Source organism: Pseudoalteromonas sp. Ps84H-4 (assembly GCF_024124645.1).
Lineage (GTDB): Bacteria > Pseudomonadota > Gammaproteobacteria > Enterobacterales > Alteromonadaceae > Pseudoalteromonas > Pseudoalteromonas lipolytica_C.
In genome coordinates this window covers 116,735-132,327 of record NZ_JAMXSK010000007.1, presented here as the reverse complement: position 1 = coordinate 132,327, position 15,593 = coordinate 116,735, and the positions used below count along the sequence as shown (strand labels likewise).

Genomic DNA, 15,593 nt, shown 5'->3' with positions numbered 1-15,593 from the left:
TAAGAGTTTAGATGTAAAAATTAGATTTACAATTTCATACGAGTAAGGGGCATCGTACTTTATCCTTTATTGACAGATTATTAGCTGACTAACAAGCAAACAGGCAAAAGGGGATTATACTGGTAGTACTTAAGTTGTTCTTTTGTGGTTGGTGTACTGCTTTATGGTTATAGGAACGAGACTGAAAAAACGTTTACTTCTTGCTTTTACCTTTGCTTGCTTTGCTATTTTAGGTGCGCAGACCATTATTAGGCATTTTTGGATTTTGCCCTCTTTCGAGGCAATGGCTAAGCAAAACGACAAAATTGATATTCAACGAGTTCAATCACAACTACAACAAGAAATAGATGCTTTATCGAAAATGGTGTTCGACAGCTCGGCTTGGGACGTCATGTATAATGCAGCCAAAGAGCGCAATGCAGACTGGTTCAACAATGATTATATTATTGCAGATGCGCTTCAACGATTAGACGTTAATGGTTGGTATTTGTACGATACTGAAGCTGTAATTATTGCAGGAGGAAGCTTTGACAATGAGTACCAAGCCTATTCTCCAGTCATTCTTGAGACACCAAAACTACTCATAGATAATGATTTGATTGTTTTACCGAGTGATTTGAATAGTCAATCAGAGCCATTAATTTCTAAAGTTCACTTTATACAAATTGATAACAAGCCTGCATTAACAGTGTCTTATAATGTTACTAAGTCAGATGGATTGGGCGTACCGACCGGCTCTTTAATGTTGTGGAGTTTTATTGATGAAGCATTTATTGAGACTTTAACGCCTGGGCTTGCCGAGGATATTGGCTATTACGAAGGTGAGGAAGCACAACGTTACTCTGATTACTTAACCACAGTTTTTGGCAAAAAAAATACAGATTTTCAGCCGATCACTTACAATGATCAACTCTACATTGGTGTTGAAGATAAATATTCTAACCTTCTGTTTGTATTATCTATTCCTACCAGAGAACATACCTATGATAAAAATTTATTTGATAGTTCTTTGCTAACCGGGTTAATGATATCTGGTTCTGTGTTTATATTGTTTTATCTTTACATTAATCAGCAAGTTTTACGCCCCCTTAGTAAAGTGAAAGTGTCGGTATATTCGGCAATCAGTAACAACGATTTTAGTATCCGTGCTAATTACTATGGTGACAATGAATTACACCAGTTAGGACAAGGTATTAATGAACTGTTCGCATTAATTGAAACACAGCGCGCTGAACTGTTTGCGCGCCATGCAAAACTTGAGCAAATCAGTAATACAGATGCAATGACTTTACTGGCAAATCGTCGAGCATTGGATAAGCATTTAGAAGATCTTGCTAATGATCCGCAATGTGAAGAGACCGCAGTATCATTTATCGTAGCTGATGTTGATCACTTCAAACTCTATAACGACTATTATGGCCATGAACAGGGTGATAAAGCGCTATGTGAAGTCGCCAATATACTTAAAGATAATACCAATCCAGACAACCATTTTGTTGCCCGGTATGGCGGCGAAGAATTTGTAATTGTGCTTAGCAATACCGATAAGCATCAGGCACTCAAAGTGGCTGAAACGCTACGAACTGCTGTTGCGTCAGCTCACATTACTCACCAAGGTCGCACAGACTTAAGCTATGTTACTTTATCGATAGGTGTTGCCAGTAAGGCTGCTAATGAGGCGTTTGATTCAGATAGCTTGTTTAAAATAGCGGATGACGCGCTTTATAAAGCGAAAAAGCAAAGCCGCAACTGCTGTGTTGCAGGGTGAAGCTCAGCTATTGCTTTATAGCTGAGCTTCACGCTTTAAATTGCAACTAAGCTGTGCTCTAGCATGGCTTTAATTTGCTTAACAATTTTAGCTTCTGTTTCTGGTTCAAATTGTTGAATACGTGGGGTATGAATATGCCCTGTAGGGATGTCTGAATTAAGCTCATCACGAAGACGAATACTGCGGTACGAAATCTCATTAGATAAGTAGCCGCCACCGCCACCTTTAACCGCAATCGCACCTTCTAACTCTTTAAGTGATTTTGGCTCAAATGCTTTTTCTAGAGTCACAACTTTATGATTGTCGTTGATTGGGAATGGCCCTTTGGCTTGTTGCATTTGCTTAACTGGTAAGCTAAAAGTCACAAACTCATTGCCCGGAAGAGGGCGGTCGTTTAGGCTCGAAATTTTCGGTGCAGTGGCTGTGCCGCCATACACTATGTTGGCGTTATCGGGTGCCGTTACACTGCGGCGTTTACCCGGAAAGCGTTCAAGATCAAAGTCTTTGCTGCCCATACTGATAGTGGCAATCATATCGACATTGTTAAGCGCGTAATATGGCGCAAGTAATGATTCGATAATACCTTGGTCAAAGTCTTCGTAGCGTACTGGCACCATCACCGTATTGATCTCAGCGCTAATGCCATTGTAATTAATAACTTGGCCATCAAGTAATAATGCCGCAACACCTGATGGGTTACTTTGATTAATATTTCTATCTAAAAGGAACGGATCAAAACCTGTAATTAAAATGCGTTTGTCGGTTTTTTTACTGTAATCAAGGTCGGTGCGGCCACGACTGCCATTTTCAAGCATTGTTAATAACGCGGTTTGTTCACTATCGGTCATTGCAAACTGGGGTTTGCTGGTACGAATAATTTTGCTTGAAAGTAAACGCGCCCAGTACAGCTCTCGGTCGTCGAAGCTGTTGGTTTTAATGATACGTGCTTTGGCGTCGCGCCATAATTGTTTGGCGTAAGCATCAATAAGGTCACTTGCCTGCTGATAACTGGTGGCAGCTTGCCACTGCTTTTCAAAATGATTTACTTGATCAGAGAAAGCGCTCAACACTTTTGGCATTGCTTTGCTGGCTTTTTCAATACGCAGTTCTTCAACGGTTAAATTGGCTGCAAATGCAGTAAATGACGAGGCAATTAAGCCGGTGGCAAGTAAAACTTTTTTCATGATTATCCTATTTAGTTACAGCACGTTTAGTAGGCTTGCGTTAACTATCCTATGGATAAAAGCCGAGCGCAAATAAAATCGCTCAACACAGAATTTGAAAAATAATGAATTAAAGGAGATAGCGCTTTTGATCAAAGTTATTTCTCAAAGGAAGGGCTTTTAATGTTCGATATTAAATAATTAATTATCGTTTTTCGGTAATTTTAGTTTGTTTTTTAACTTATCTAGTGCCATAGTAGTTTTTTTACTAGAAGGATCGTGAAAATGAAATTTGGTTCTATTGCGGTGGTTTCGCTGATTGTGCTGTTATTAACTGGTTGTACGACAATTAAGGTTGAGGAGTCTCACTTTTTATACCCTGATAAAAAAATAACGATGCAGGAAATACAAAGTGTTAATGCCACCGCCAAAACACTGGAGATAACTTTAACTACCGATGAGGGTACTCGACTTAAGGGTACCCTTATTAAAGTTGCAGATGCTCGTGCCACGGTAATTTACTTCGGTGGTAACCAGTTTCGCGTTAGTGCCGCAGGTGGGGAACCTGCCAAGCTACTTTTACCTTTTCAAGTTAATATTTTAATGATGGATCATCGTGGTTATGGGCTTAGTTCTGGAGTACCTAGCGTAGCTAATCTGCAAGCTGATGCATTACAGGTATTTGATTATGTAAAAAGCAGATCAGACCTAAATACTTTGCCTGTGGTGATCCATGGTCATTCTTTAGGAAGTATGATTGCCGGTTATCTTGCCAGTCAGCGTAACGTTGATGCTCTGGTACTTGAAGGGAGTGTGACAAATGTTGAACAGATGACAGCAGCACGAATTCCGTGGTTTGCTAAACCGTTTGTTAGTGTTGAGTTTAGTGAAGAGATTAAACAAGTCGATAATTTAAAAGCGTTACAAGTTTATCAAGCACCGCTATTAATAATTACCGGTGAAAAAGACACTCAAACTCCACCTGAGTTAGCTAAGTCACTATATCAACATGCAAAATCTCAGCAAAAGCAGATTTACATTGCAAAAGGGAAGCACCATTCTAATGCGTTAACAGGTAAGCAGTTAGCGACTCATTATGAGCAACTTCTAAAACAAATAACACTGAGTAAATCGTCATGAAAAAAATTGTTTGGATGAGTTCGTTTATCCTAAGCCTGCTATTTTTTACGCTTATTAGCTTGTTAGTAACAAGCATTATTGTGCTTTTCAGTGACAGTAATGTTTTAAGTTTTACACAAAGTAATGGTGCGCATATGTGGATTGGTCTTGAAGTCAGCGGCTCTTGGCAAGGAGTAGCACAAACATTAAATGAGCATGGTTTTGATAGTGTTTTATGGCTTGGTCTTGTGCAATTGCTACCGTTTATTCTGATCAACATAATTTTGATTCGGTTATTTTTGCTTTACCGACGTGGATCCTTCTTCGCTATTGAAAATATACAATGTTTTAAATGGTTAGGTGGCGTATTATTGGCGCAATTTGCACTAGTTGTGTGCTACCCGTCACTACTTATAACTCTTCTTAACTTGGCAACAGGATCAGATATCGGAAGGGTCGTGGCTATACAAGATACTGATATTATAGGCTTAGTGATGGGATTAATTATTTATGTTATTGGTTGGATCATGGGTCAAGCGCAGCAGCTAAAAAAAGAGCAAGAGTTAGTGATTTAATGGCGATTATTATTGATTTAGATGTAGTGTTAGCTAAGCGAAAAATGAAGTCTGCAGAATTAGCTGAAGCGATAGGTATTACGCCACAAAACTTATCAGTTCTTAGAGCTGGGCGAGCTAAAGCTGTGCGCTTTACGACCTTAGATGCAATTTGTAAGCACTTAGGTTGTCAGCCTGGTGATATTCTGCGTTTTGAGGATGACTAACGCAAAATGAGCTTTGTTTGTTTAGTTTGAGAGTCTTTTAATAACTTGCGGTATTTTGCTGGCGTGATGTGCATTATTGCTTTGAATTCTTTGATTAAATGAGGCTGATCGGCAAAGCCACATTCTAGTGCAATATCTGCAAAGCTCATTTCGGGGTTATCTTTAATCGCTTGTTTAGCAAGTTTTACCCGGTATATTCGCTCAAAATACTTAGGGGTGACACCGCATTGATCCTTTACTTGCCTTTCAAGCTGGCGTTGACTGAGAGGGGCAAGTTGATAAGCGGTTTCAAGTGGTGTTAACTCAATAAGGTTACGAATTAAGTGTTTTGAGTGTTTGTTACTTTGGTTAATGTTTTTATTATTTGTAAAGTGACGACTAATAAGCGCAACAAACGCTGCTAAGCTGGCGTTATCTTGCAGGCTTTCAGCTATGGCGCACAGTGAAGGCGTAGCAATCAGCGGATGGTCGTTTCTTTTTAGCTCTGGCAATACGGTTGGATTAAAGCGAATACCACAAAATTGAGCACCTTTAGAAAAGCTGAGCTTAGAAGCATGAGTTGAGGTTTGTTGAAATACATAGGGATGCGCAAGAGATTCATCATCCAATAAAACTTCACCTGTAACGGGAAAAATAACCCCAGTTGCACCATCACAAGCCAGCCATTGTTCACCTGCTAAGTGTGCTTTGGCATACCATATAGCCTGTATACTCTCGGCAAGATTGCCCTCTGGGGTTTTTAGTTCTAGCGTTAAATGGTTATTCATTAAACTCCACTGTAGGCTTAAATATCTTCACTACACGATTCCAACTATTAATCGCGTTAATAGCAATGGTGAGTGCAACCAAGCCTGGCTCTGTAAATTGATTTTCTAGGGTCTGGTAGAAAGTATCATCAATGGTGTGTGCTTGTGTCAATTTTTCACACAATGCTAAGGCTAGTCGCTCGTGCTGTGAGTAAATTGGCATGTCTTGCCAAGCACTTAAAGCAATAATACGGTTGTTAGTTACACCGTACTCTCTGGCTTGTTTGGTATGCATAGCAATGCAATACGCGCATTGATTTAGCTGGGATACTCTTAATTTCACTAGTTCCCAAGTCGTTAAGCCGAAAGTTGCCTCGGCTGCTTGTTTAATTAACTGTTCTTGATCAATTAGATGTTTTGTTAATTGAGGTTGTAAAGCAAAATAATTGGCTCGGTTCATGGTGGTTCCTAAGCTGTTTGAAGAGCAATAAGTGTAACGATGGCAATAGGCGAAATATTGCAAAAAAACGACATTTATGGTGGCAAATTTACGCACTGGTTCGCACCTTATTTTTAATCCTGCTATGCTACGCCCATTAGCAATCACTGAGTATTTGAGATGATTAACGATAACGATGTAATTGAAACATTAGACGAATTAGAAACGTTTTTACGCCTAGTTGAAAATGGCGGTTTAGGGCTTGAGAATGTAACCGGTGTAGCCCTTGCAACCAACAATAGTGATGGCCGCCCATTTATCGCGGTACTTGATGATAAACATCAACTTTTACTTGGTCGTTACGTAAGCAATGATGTGTATGAAAACGGTAAAGATATGGTGCGTTACGGCACTAAAAAACCGCACTAATTAGCAAAGGCTTAATACTAAAAACGGGGCTAGTAGGCCCCATTTTTATTGGTACTCGGCAAGTTCTCTATGAATGCTCATTACCAATTCTCTAGGAATACATAATTGATTAGCCAGCGTTTCTAAGTAGTGTTTAGAGATTGCTTGGCTTAAATCAATTGCGCTGGCACTGGCTGCATAGACTTCAATACCCATTTGTGCGTTTGGCACAGCGGCAACTAATTCTGATAGTTGCATTGGTTTTCTTAGCTCATCGAACAGCATGGCCTTTTCTTTTACAGACAATTGCATTGTTTCTACTTGTGCGAAAATTTTTTGTCTTTCCGTTTCATCAATGTGGCCATCAGCATAGGCGGCAGCAATCATGGCACGCATGAGTAATAATTGCCCATCACTGTGATTATCGTCGATTGCATCAGTAAATGACTGCTCAGGCAGCGTAGCGGGGGTAAAATCAAAACCACGTGAACTCGTTTGCTGAACTGGAGCCGCTTTTTGTTCTGAGTATTGTTTATAGGCTTTCCAAGCAAGGCCACCAACAGCAGCAAGCGCACCATATTTTACGGCTTTTTTACTGCTCTTTTTACTTTTTCCGCCCATTAAGCTCGTTAGTCCGCCGCCAGCAACACCTCCTAAAAAACCACTCAGCGCACCTGATTTATTTAAATTACCCACTAATTTTTGTAAGTCTTTCATTGTTCTCTCCTTGCATGTGTTTTCTCAGGTTAGGTGATTCGCGCCGAAAAGAAAATGTGAGAAGTGTTACAAAAAACAACAATGAATGAACCTACTGCTGATTTAACTGGGTTTTTAGTCTTAAAACGGAGTTAAATAAAAAGTGTTAATTATGTTTTTAATTCTTTGTTTTATGATAATCGTAAAATAAAGTTTGACAATCATAAATCCATTGCGTACTTTTTAGGCTATGAAAATACGAATCAACCTAGATATAGAATTGGCAAAGAACAAAATGCAGCTGAAGGAGCTATCTCAGCGCATTGGTATTTCTATGACCAATTTATCATTACTAAAAAACGGAAAAGTGAAAGCGATCCGCTTTAGTACCCTTGAAGCTATTTGTGAAGAACTTAATTGCCAACCCGGCGATATTTTGGTGTACGAACGCGATAGCGAATAACTTTACAACGCAACAGGATTTTGGAGGGCATATGCTCAACCGTGACTATTTACTACCCGGCATAGCAGCGGGGTTACTTGCCATAATTTTTCCTATGTACTGGATTTCAGTATTTGGCGAAACACTTGATGGCTTAGGCGAAGCGCTTAAGCTCGATTTGCAAAGCTTAAACTTTTCAGACCTTGTGTTTGTACTCATTGGTGCACTTGAAATCTATGTGTACCTGAGTTTACGCAAGGCACTAAAAGATATGTTTGATGTTGAAGGCGTTCGCATCTTGTTATGCGTGTTAGCCGTGCTGGTATTGGCTTTTCATGCCACTGTGTTATGCGATGTTTATCTTGCCGTTGCTGGCGATAAAGCATCGAGCGATGTTGTTGAAAGTATTTCAATTATTGCCATGGTGGTCTCGGCTGGGAGTTTAGGCTTGTATGCGCTAGTGGGTTTGATCACCGCCGCGTTATTACTAACAAAACGCCATGGAATGTCGTCGTTGCTAACGGTGTTTTCTATTCTACTGTTACTGATGTGCATCTTACAGCTAACGGTTATTTTTGCTTATTTGAATGTGTTCTTATTCCCAGCAGCATTATTAATTTTAATGGTGTTCTTTATCAAAAAACCTGAACAAATCGAAGTAGTTTAAGGTCGCTTTGTAATACAAGGGATAGAGTATGAGCTGGTTTAAAACAATTTTGTTAACACTATTTTTGTCATCTGTTTGGGCTGCAACCTGTGTGTATGGTGGTGTTAGTGGTTGGTTTTTAAAACCCATCGCCGAAACGGGCAACACTGAGCAATTTATTGCCAACAGTCAGGCGCTGATTGCCAACAAACACGCAAACATCGCTTATGTTTTGATTGAAAATGGCCAAGTGGTTTTTCAAGATTACTCAAAAAGCAAAGATGAAATAACCGCCAATACTCTGTTCCCCGTGGCATCACTGAGTAAATTTATTACCGCCTATGGCGTGATGACTCTGGCTGAGCAACAACAAATTCGTTTAGATCGCGCGATTAATGAGCAACTGACGGGCTGGCAGTTACCTGAATCAGAGTTTGATAATCAAACTGTTAGCCTTGCTCATCTGTTATCTCATACTGCGGGGCTTGGTGATGGTTTAGGCTTTGCTGATATTGAGCTAAATGAAACCGTACCAAGCTTGCTTGAGTCGCTAAACAAGCCGCTATCATCAACGGGTGTGCGTGAAATTAAAGTCACCAAGCCTGTGGGCGACTTTCAGTATTCTGGGGGCGGCTATTTGATGCTAGAGTTGCTGGTAGAAGAGAAAACCAATCAACACTTTGCAACTTGGATGAATGATAACGTCTTTAAGTCAGTTAACATGACTGATGCCAGTTACGATGTACTAACTGAGTTGGACAACATCGCACCTGCTTATGATAAAAGCGGGCAAGCTGCTGGGCATTTTCAATACGCATCGGCAGCGGCAACAGGTTTACTGGCAAGTAGTCATGATTTAATAGCCTTAGTTAACGCATTAACATCACCTCAAAAAGGACAGTTAAGCTCACAAATGATCAGCACTATGCGAGCGCCTTTGGCAATTAGCTTTGGGGCACCAATTTGGGGGCTAGGTACCATGCTTTATGCACCAACAGCATCGGGAGATTTTGTCTTTGGTCATGATGGCGCAAATGAGCCGGCAATAAATAGCACGCTTCGCATTAACCCCGATAACAATGATGCAATCATCGTACTTAGCAGCGGCGGTGAACATATTGCATCAAAACTCGGTTATGAATGGACGCTCTGGCAAACCGGATACCCCGACTTTTTAGCGTTTGATGTTGCCCTGCAAAGCGCTTTTGTACCTTGCTTAATAGGCCTTGGCGTCATCTTCATAGGTATGATTATTGTGCGTTTCAAAAAACGAAATAAGTAAATGATGTAAGGTCTTAATTATTTTCTACTTTACCTTTTAATTCGTTGCATTGTCATTGTTCATTAACGTGAACAGCTATAGTATTTGTTTTAAATTGATTTATCAGGGTAGGGCAAATGTTACGATTTTTTTCTATAGACCAAGGTGTGATCACAGAAACTGAGCCAGCTGCAGATACGCCTCTTGTTACTTCTATTAAAAATGCCCACTGGATTGACACCATAAATCCGACTGAAGAAGAGCGACAAGCGCTAGCAAGCACCCTTAATATCACCTTACCCGGCGCTGATGATGTCGAAGAAATCGAGGCATCTTCCCGTTGTTTTATCGACCACGAAGGCCTACATGTGCATGCGCTTTTTATGTCACCAAATGAAGGACGCTTTAATACGGTGACCGTGGCTTGTTTGTTAAAAGACAACTGTTTGCTGACAATCCGCGATGATGAATTAGCCGATTTTCGTTTATTACGACTTCGCGCTCGTAAAGGGCAAGTGGCGTGTGATAATCCAAAGCAACTTTTAGTGACTCTGTTTGACCAAAAAGTCGAAAACCACGCTGATATGCTTGAAGATATGCATCACCAGTTAGAAAAACTCAGTGCCTATGTACTTGAAGAGGACGACTCAGATTTAGAAGAAGCCGTCAGCCGGATCTCGCGCCTTGAAGATAACAACGGTAAGGTGCGATTATGTTTGATGGATACGCGCCGAAATATTTCGTTTTTACTGCGTCATTTAGGTGCACCAACTGAAGACCGCGAGTCACTACGTGAAATTGTACTCGATATTGATACCCTTATGTCTCACTGTACATTTTTGTTTGATAAGGTGAATTTCTTAATGGACTCGACTCAGGGTTTTATTAATATCGAACAAAACCAAATTATTAAAACCTTCTCAATTGCCTCTGTGGTGTTTTTACCTCCGACCGTCGTTGCCAGTATTTATGGCATGAATTTTAACAGCATGCCTGAACTGCAATGGGCATGGGGTTACCCGTTTGCAATTGGCATCATGTTGCTGTCTGGCTTTGCACCTTATTTGTTCTTTAAACATAAAGGTTGGCTGTAGCAAAGCATAAAAAAGCCCAGCAAATGCTGGGCAAGGGGTCTTCGGATAGACTTTGCGGTTTTAGCCTTTCAATTCGCCAGTAGACGATTCGATATGCGCACGAACAAACCATTGGAATTGTTCTAGATCAGCCAGTTGGCCGGTGATCATATCTTCAGAAACTGGGTCTAACTCAGCAAGCTTTTCGATAGCTGCACGGTGATCTTTATTAACGCCGTTATACACTTTATCAAGCGCTGTTAGATGGTCAGTGACTAAGCCTTTGCCAATTGAGTAGTCTTGCCAAGTGCGACGATCAACAATTGATTGCGGTGTGCCAACAGGTACGCCGCCCATGGTTGCAATTCGCTCTGCAATCGTATCAGTCATCTCTTGCACTGCGCTTACTTGTGGGTCTAGCATTTCGTGTACACCAATGAAGTTAGGACCAACAACATTCCAGTGAATGTGTTTTAAAGTGAGGTGTAAATCGATTAAAGCGACCATACGCTGGTCTAAAATTGCAATCGTGTCAGCTGCAGCTTGGTCTTTAACACCGGGTGCTGTAAATTCTGCGATTTTTGATGATGAATTACTCATTACTCCTCCGAGATTATCTATAAATTTCCTTTCGCTTTTAGTTTAAAAGCGCGCTTGATTAGGTAGAAGCAAACGTTGTGCCTAAAATGGTATTTTAGTAACCAATTGAATTTAAAGGGTTAATTTTGTTTTGTTTTGAGGTGGAGTGGTTGTGATGAGGTATGAGTATGAAAACTCTGCACACCTTCTGTAAAAAATTCAGTGTGCAGATACAAATTTACGACTTAAGAAAGTAATGCCGCCGCTAAACGAACAAAGTCAGATGAGGTTAGAATTCCCACTAAGTTGTTATCTTTATCAACCACAGGCATGCAGCCATGACGATTTTCAACAAAAAACTTAGCAACTTCGTGTAGCGGCTGCTCTGGCGAGATACTGGTAAAATCAGTGGCCATAATATCAACCACTTTAGTTTGCTTTTCTTTGCGTTCAAGGGCGCTGGCGCTGTAATTCGCCATGATATTCATTACCTGAGCAATCATGATTTTTTGCGTTAACATGCCAACTAAACCACCGTGCTCATTGATCACTGGAATATGGCGGACATTTTTCTCTTTCATTAGATTATGCGCGTCATGCAGGGTATTTTGCGCGCTAATGGCGAATGGGTCTGGCGTCATTAAATCACTAACTAGGTGTGTCATGGCTAAATCCTTACAATTAATCAAGCTGTGGTAAGTCTAGCGCTTATCGAGTTAATTGCACTTTAGTGAGATCAAAGTTTTAGTGATTAACTGTGCATGTACCTGCATTACTTTGCTGACAATAATGAAAGTCTAGATAGTAGTGAGACTTAGCTGGTCGCTCACCTTTTGTTAGGTATTGATACATCAATTCGGCAGACAGGCGTCCCATTTCAAATGGATTTTGACCAATATTAGCCGATGATAATCCTTGTTTTAATACTTCTAATTGCATTTGTTCTGTATCGGCAGAAACAATGACCACCTCTTTACTGGCAATACGTTGTTTCTGTTTAGCAATCACTTTTGCGTAGTTAGGATTAAATTGGGCAAAACCTGCTACAGCTAAAAATAGTGGTGGGTTTTCAATATTAAGTAGTTTGTCGAGCTGACCCAGTGATACTTCACGTTTTCCTAAACTATATAAAGGGCAGCGGTCAAACTCGCTCCAGCCATTTTCACCAGTTAAGCGTTTATCTTTTTGCCCTGATAACGCATAACGAACACCTTCAATGCGTTTGTTCAAATTAGGTGTTGTGGAATGTCCAGATTGAATACAGACTTGGTTAATTTCTTTGTCAGTGAATTTTTTTAGTTCGTTCCCTAAAGCCACACCATAATCAAAATTATTAGTACCCACATAGGCTAAACGATACTGCTGATCATCTTCGAGCAAATCAGAGTCAAAGGTAATTACAGGAATATTATTGTCTTTAAGCTTTTTTAAAGCGCGTTCAACAAGGTAATTAGAGTCTGTAGTAGCGATTAATAAACCACTAATGTTGTTTCTGCGCACGAGGTCGGTGATCACTAATACTTGCGTGCGGATATCTTGAAAGTCTTTAGGGCCATCGTAAATACATTCAAAATCGAGATGCTGTTTTGCAAATTGCTCACACCCTTTAAAGGCTTGCTGATAGAAGCTATCGTTTTTGGTTTTACCCACAACAGCACAACATATTTAGCCTGAATCGGCAGGGCAAAAAGCCATAAGCTGGCACAAATAAACAACCAGTTTAATTTAAAATTTAATAATACTTTTAAAGACATAGCACTACATATTGCAATTTAAGTATAAGCACGCACTAATTATAGTGGTAGAGTTTGAATTTACAAGATTAATACAAAAGCATTTGTCTATTTAGTATATTTGGTTCTTTATTCTGGTTTTAGGTGTTGATTTCGACTCGATTACGGCCATTATTTTTCGCTTTATAAACCGCTTTGTCTGCGCGGTTCACTAAGCTTTCAAAGCTGTCATTTACTTGCCAGTTAGTTAATCCAAAACTAGCGGTAACCGATATACGATGCTCTTGAAAAGCTATTTGACTGGCTTCAATGGTTTTACGAAGACTGTCTAAAAATTGTCTTGCTGAGCTGATGTCGGCTGCAAAGAATAGCAGTAAGAATTCTTCACCACCAAGGCGGCAACATAAGTCTTCTTTTTTTAAATGGTGTTTCATTAAATCAGAGAACACTTCGAGTACTAGATCACCGCCATCGTGACCGTATCTATCATTAATTTGCTTGAAGTAATCAATATCAACAACGCAGGCATAAAGGCTAGAAGTTTGGTTCGGGCTGAATAATTGCTGTTGTTCGATAATAAATTGCAGTCCGCGGCGGTTATAAAGTCCGGTAAGCGGATCCTTTAAAGACAGCTCCAAATAACGTTTCTTTTCGTCAACTAATAGTGTCGTGATGAGTCCAAGACCTGTCATAACAAATACGGTTGCATGGGCAATTACAGTAAGTGAATAAAGGGTTGCTAAGTTGTGCTCATGGGTAATGATACTCAGTTGTGAAATGGGCACTAACAGTAAGATACATTGCGCCATCGACAACACAGTATTGCCTATATTTTTCTCACATACAGCACGCTTTGTTGTGTAGTAAATCAGTGCAGGTAGCACGCTTAATGTATAACAAGCTTCGACTAAGGCCAGTTGGTTAATATTTTGAGTAAGGATGGCAAATACAGAAAAAATAGCCCCATGAGCAATAATTATCTTATTAAATCGACAGGGTTCGTCGTGGTTATAAATAGATAATTGCAGCAATGTCATGGAGATCATATAAATCACCACACCAGAGCGAAAGCTCGGCGCAAGGTTGAATAGATCTTGGATCCAAAGCCATGCAAAGCCAATTACACCGAGGTAAAAGAATAGATTAAATAGGTAAATTGAGCGGTTATTAAAACTACTGCGCATCAGGCGCGTAGCTATAATGGAGCAGGTTACTACCGTAATAAGTAAGAAGACGAAAAAGCCGTGGTAAAAGTAATTCTCTACGTTACTAGCCATGAATCGCACTGAAAAGATCTAGATAAATAAATCTTAGCACAGGGTAAATTTCTCATCTTAAAATCTTAAAATACGACTGCCAAAGGCTATGTACGTAATACTTCCTAGCAAATCTTGCTCATTTAAAACAAACTAAACATCACTGAAGCGATTAATAGTATTGCCATTAAGTAGTTAAATGCTTTTAAGCGCTTTGGGCTGGCAAGCCAGTGTTGAAGCTTGTCGCCAAGTAGAGTCCACGAGCTGACGCATGGCAGGTTAATTAAACCAAATACGAGGCTTACTACTAACACAGAGGTGAGGTTTTTGTCTGGGGCATACAAGCTTACTGCGCTTAATGCCATTGCCCATGCTTTTGGGTTCACCCATTGAAAAAGTGCAGCCTGAATAAAGGTAAACGGCTTACTTTCACTATTGGCTTTTTGTTGAGCGCTACTTGTGGCAATTTTAAACGCCAGATAGAGTAAATAAGCAATACAAAACACTTTTAATATCAAGTAGCTTGGTGGAAATAAATCAAATAGTTGCATGATGCCAAGGCCCACTAGAACCAGCATCAACATAAAGCCAAGCGTCACGCCAAGTAAGTGTGGTGTGGTTCTTTTAAAGCCAAAGTTGGCACCTGAGCTCATCAACATTAAGTTATTCGGTCCAGGAGTAATTGATGACACCAAGGCAAATAACGCCAGGGCTGTTAAAATTTCAAAACTCATTGCTATCTCTCCACTTTAATTTTATGCAATTATAAGTTGAATTAAGCGCAATTTTTGCGCTTAATGTTGTTATATGTATTCAAAGTTCACAACATAAAATGAAAAAAGATAAGATTAACGATAGAATATTGCATGAGCTTAAACGCAATGGTCGAATTGCCAATGCGGAGCTGGCAGATAAAGTGGGTTTATCGCCATCGGCATGCCTTCGTAGAGTGCAAGAATTAGAAAAACTTGGGGTTATTGCGGGGTATCGGGCGGTTATTAATAATCAGGCTGTGGGCCTAGGATTTATCGCTTATGTTGGGGTTGGCTTAAATGAGCACTCAACAGTATCTCAGCGAGCATTCGAGCAAGCCCTTGAGTTTATTGATGAAGTAAAAGAGTGCCACAATGTAACTGGCTCGTTTGAATATTTGCTGAGAGTCGAGACGGCAGATCTTAAGTCTTATAAAGCGTTTCATGCTGATGTGCTCGGCTCTATCCCACAAGTACGCACCATTACAACGCATGTAGTAATGGAATCACCTAAAGATGAACGTGCATAACGACAGAGTTTAAGCTTTTTAGTTGTTATTACTGATTTATAAAAACACATAGGCAGCAGTAAGCAGATACATAGCCATGCCTCAGTTACTGAATTTGCATCAAAACGTGTGTTAAATGCAAGCGCCGTCTAGAAAGCACGTTTTACGCAAACTCTAAATCAATATTTTTTAATGCTGCACGGGTTCAATCACTAAAATCAA

19 protein-coding genes are annotated in these 15,593 nt (G+C 40.0%); 10 read left to right on the top strand and 9 right to left on the bottom strand.

Annotated features, from left to right (window positions below):
* The first annotated feature begins 163 nt into the window (after positions 1–163).
* A complete protein-coding gene (locus tag NH454_RS08845) occupies positions 164–1,768 on the top strand; it encodes a diguanylate cyclase (protein WP_253038788.1) in 1,605 nt (534 codons plus the stop codon).
* A gap of 35 nt (positions 1,769–1,803) precedes the next feature.
* Here NH454_RS08845 and NH454_RS08840 read toward each other — a convergent pair whose 3' ends face one another.
* A complete protein-coding gene (locus NH454_RS08840) occupies positions 1,804–2,952 on the bottom strand; it encodes a hypothetical protein (RefSeq protein ID WP_253038786.1) in 1,149 nt (382 codons plus the stop codon).
* A 264-nt stretch (positions 2,953–3,216) separates the two neighbouring features.
* On the opposite strand from NH454_RS08840, the gene NH454_RS08835 reads away from it, so the two are divergent.
* The 3 genes from NH454_RS08835 to NH454_RS08825 are packed head-to-tail and all read left to right on the top strand — an operon-like array spanning position 3,217 to position 4,831.
* Positions 3,217–4,071: an alpha/beta fold hydrolase gene (locus tag NH454_RS08835; RefSeq protein ID WP_253038785.1), complete on the top strand. Its 855-nt coding sequence runs from the start codon at positions 3,217–3,219 to the stop codon at positions 4,069–4,071.
* Positions 4,068–4,625 carry a DUF2975 domain-containing protein gene (locus tag NH454_RS08830; protein WP_253038784.1) on the top strand — a complete coding sequence of 186 codons (558 nt, stop codon included), beginning with the start codon at positions 4,068–4,070 and terminating at the stop codon, positions 4,623–4,625. Before NH454_RS08835 ends, NH454_RS08830 begins: the two co-directional genes overlap by 4 nt.
* Positions 4,625–4,831: a helix-turn-helix transcriptional regulator gene (locus NH454_RS08825; RefSeq protein ID WP_054560721.1), complete on the top strand. Its 207-nt coding sequence runs from the start codon at positions 4,625–4,627 to the stop codon at positions 4,829–4,831. The genes NH454_RS08830 and NH454_RS08825 overlap by 1 nt, the downstream gene beginning before the upstream one ends.
* On the opposite strand, the gene NH454_RS08820 is transcribed toward NH454_RS08825, so the two are convergent.
* Positions 4,828–5,598, bottom strand: coding sequence for an AraC family transcriptional regulator (locus NH454_RS08820; protein WP_253038782.1), 771 nt, complete (start codon positions 5,596–5,598; stop codon positions 4,828–4,830). The genes NH454_RS08825 and NH454_RS08820 overlap by 4 nt on opposite strands.
* Entirely contained in the window at positions 5,591–6,037 is a 447-nt protein-coding gene (locus NH454_RS08815; RefSeq protein WP_253038780.1) for a carboxymuconolactone decarboxylase family protein, read from the bottom strand. Before NH454_RS08815 ends, NH454_RS08820 begins: the two co-directional genes overlap by 8 nt.
* A gap of 159 nt (positions 6,038–6,196) precedes the next feature.
* Between NH454_RS08815 and NH454_RS08810 the strand changes: the two genes are divergently transcribed.
* Positions 6,197–6,445 (top strand): hypothetical protein, encoded by a 249-nt coding sequence (locus NH454_RS08810; protein WP_135925759.1) that lies wholly within the window; start codon positions 6,197–6,199, stop codon positions 6,443–6,445.
* Between the two features lie 45 nt (positions 6,446–6,490).
* Here the strand turns inward: NH454_RS08810 and NH454_RS08805 are convergent, their stop codons facing one another.
* A complete protein-coding gene (locus tag NH454_RS08805; RefSeq protein ID WP_253038779.1) occupies positions 6,491–7,141 on the bottom strand; it encodes a tellurite resistance TerB family protein in 651 nt (216 codons plus the stop codon).
* Positions 7,142–7,370: 229 nt separating this feature from the next.
* Between NH454_RS08805 and NH454_RS08800 the strand changes: the two genes are divergently transcribed.
* From NH454_RS08800 to corA, 4 genes are all read left to right on the top strand, one after another.
* Positions 7,371–7,583: a helix-turn-helix transcriptional regulator gene (locus tag NH454_RS08800; protein WP_130050899.1), complete on the top strand. Its 213-nt coding sequence runs from the start codon at positions 7,371–7,373 to the stop codon at positions 7,581–7,583.
* A 31-nt stretch (positions 7,584–7,614) separates the two neighbouring features.
* Positions 7,615–8,229 carry a hypothetical protein gene (locus NH454_RS08795; RefSeq protein ID WP_253038778.1) on the top strand — a complete coding sequence of 205 codons (615 nt, stop codon included), beginning with the start codon at positions 7,615–7,617 and terminating at the stop codon, positions 8,227–8,229.
* Between the two features lie 28 nt (positions 8,230–8,257).
* Positions 8,258–9,490, top strand: a complete 1,233-nt coding sequence (locus tag NH454_RS08790; RefSeq protein WP_253038777.1) for a serine hydrolase domain-containing protein — start codon at positions 8,258–8,260, stop codon at positions 9,488–9,490.
* A 116-nt stretch (positions 9,491–9,606) separates the two neighbouring features.
* Complete coding sequence (gene corA, locus NH454_RS08785; protein ID WP_135925755.1) at positions 9,607–10,563, top strand: magnesium/cobalt transporter CorA; 957 nt, start codon at positions 9,607–9,609, stop codon at positions 10,561–10,563.
* A gap of 60 nt (positions 10,564–10,623) precedes the next feature.
* Here the strand turns inward: corA and dps are convergent, their stop codons facing one another.
* From dps to NH454_RS08760, 5 genes are all read right to left on the bottom strand, one after another.
* Positions 10,624–11,142, bottom strand: a complete 519-nt coding sequence (dps, locus tag NH454_RS08780; RefSeq protein ID WP_135925754.1) for a DNA starvation/stationary phase protection protein Dps — start codon at positions 11,140–11,142, stop codon at positions 10,624–10,626.
* A gap of 224 nt (positions 11,143–11,366) precedes the next feature.
* A complete protein-coding gene (locus tag NH454_RS08775; RefSeq protein WP_054551886.1) occupies positions 11,367–11,786 on the bottom strand; it encodes a CBS domain-containing protein in 420 nt (139 codons plus the stop codon).
* Between the two features lie 79 nt (positions 11,787–11,865).
* Positions 11,866–12,771: a substrate-binding domain-containing protein gene (locus NH454_RS08770; protein ID WP_253038776.1), complete on the bottom strand. Its 906-nt coding sequence runs from the start codon at positions 12,769–12,771 to the stop codon at positions 11,866–11,868.
* Between the two features lie 223 nt (positions 12,772–12,994).
* The gene (locus tag NH454_RS08765; RefSeq protein WP_253038775.1) at positions 12,995–14,131 is read right to left on the bottom strand and encodes a GGDEF domain-containing protein; all 1,137 of its coding nucleotides are present in this window, start codon (positions 14,129–14,131) and stop codon (positions 12,995–12,997) included.
* Between the two features lie 122 nt (positions 14,132–14,253).
* Entirely contained in the window at positions 14,254–14,844 is a 591-nt protein-coding gene (locus NH454_RS08760; RefSeq protein WP_253038774.1) for a LysE family translocator, read from the bottom strand.
* Between the two features lie 98 nt (positions 14,845–14,942).
* On the opposite strand from NH454_RS08760, the gene NH454_RS08755 reads away from it, so the two are divergent.
* A complete protein-coding gene (locus tag NH454_RS08755; protein WP_138556612.1) occupies positions 14,943–15,392 on the top strand; it encodes an Lrp/AsnC family transcriptional regulator in 450 nt (149 codons plus the stop codon).
* Positions 15,393–15,593: the final 201 nt, after the last annotated feature.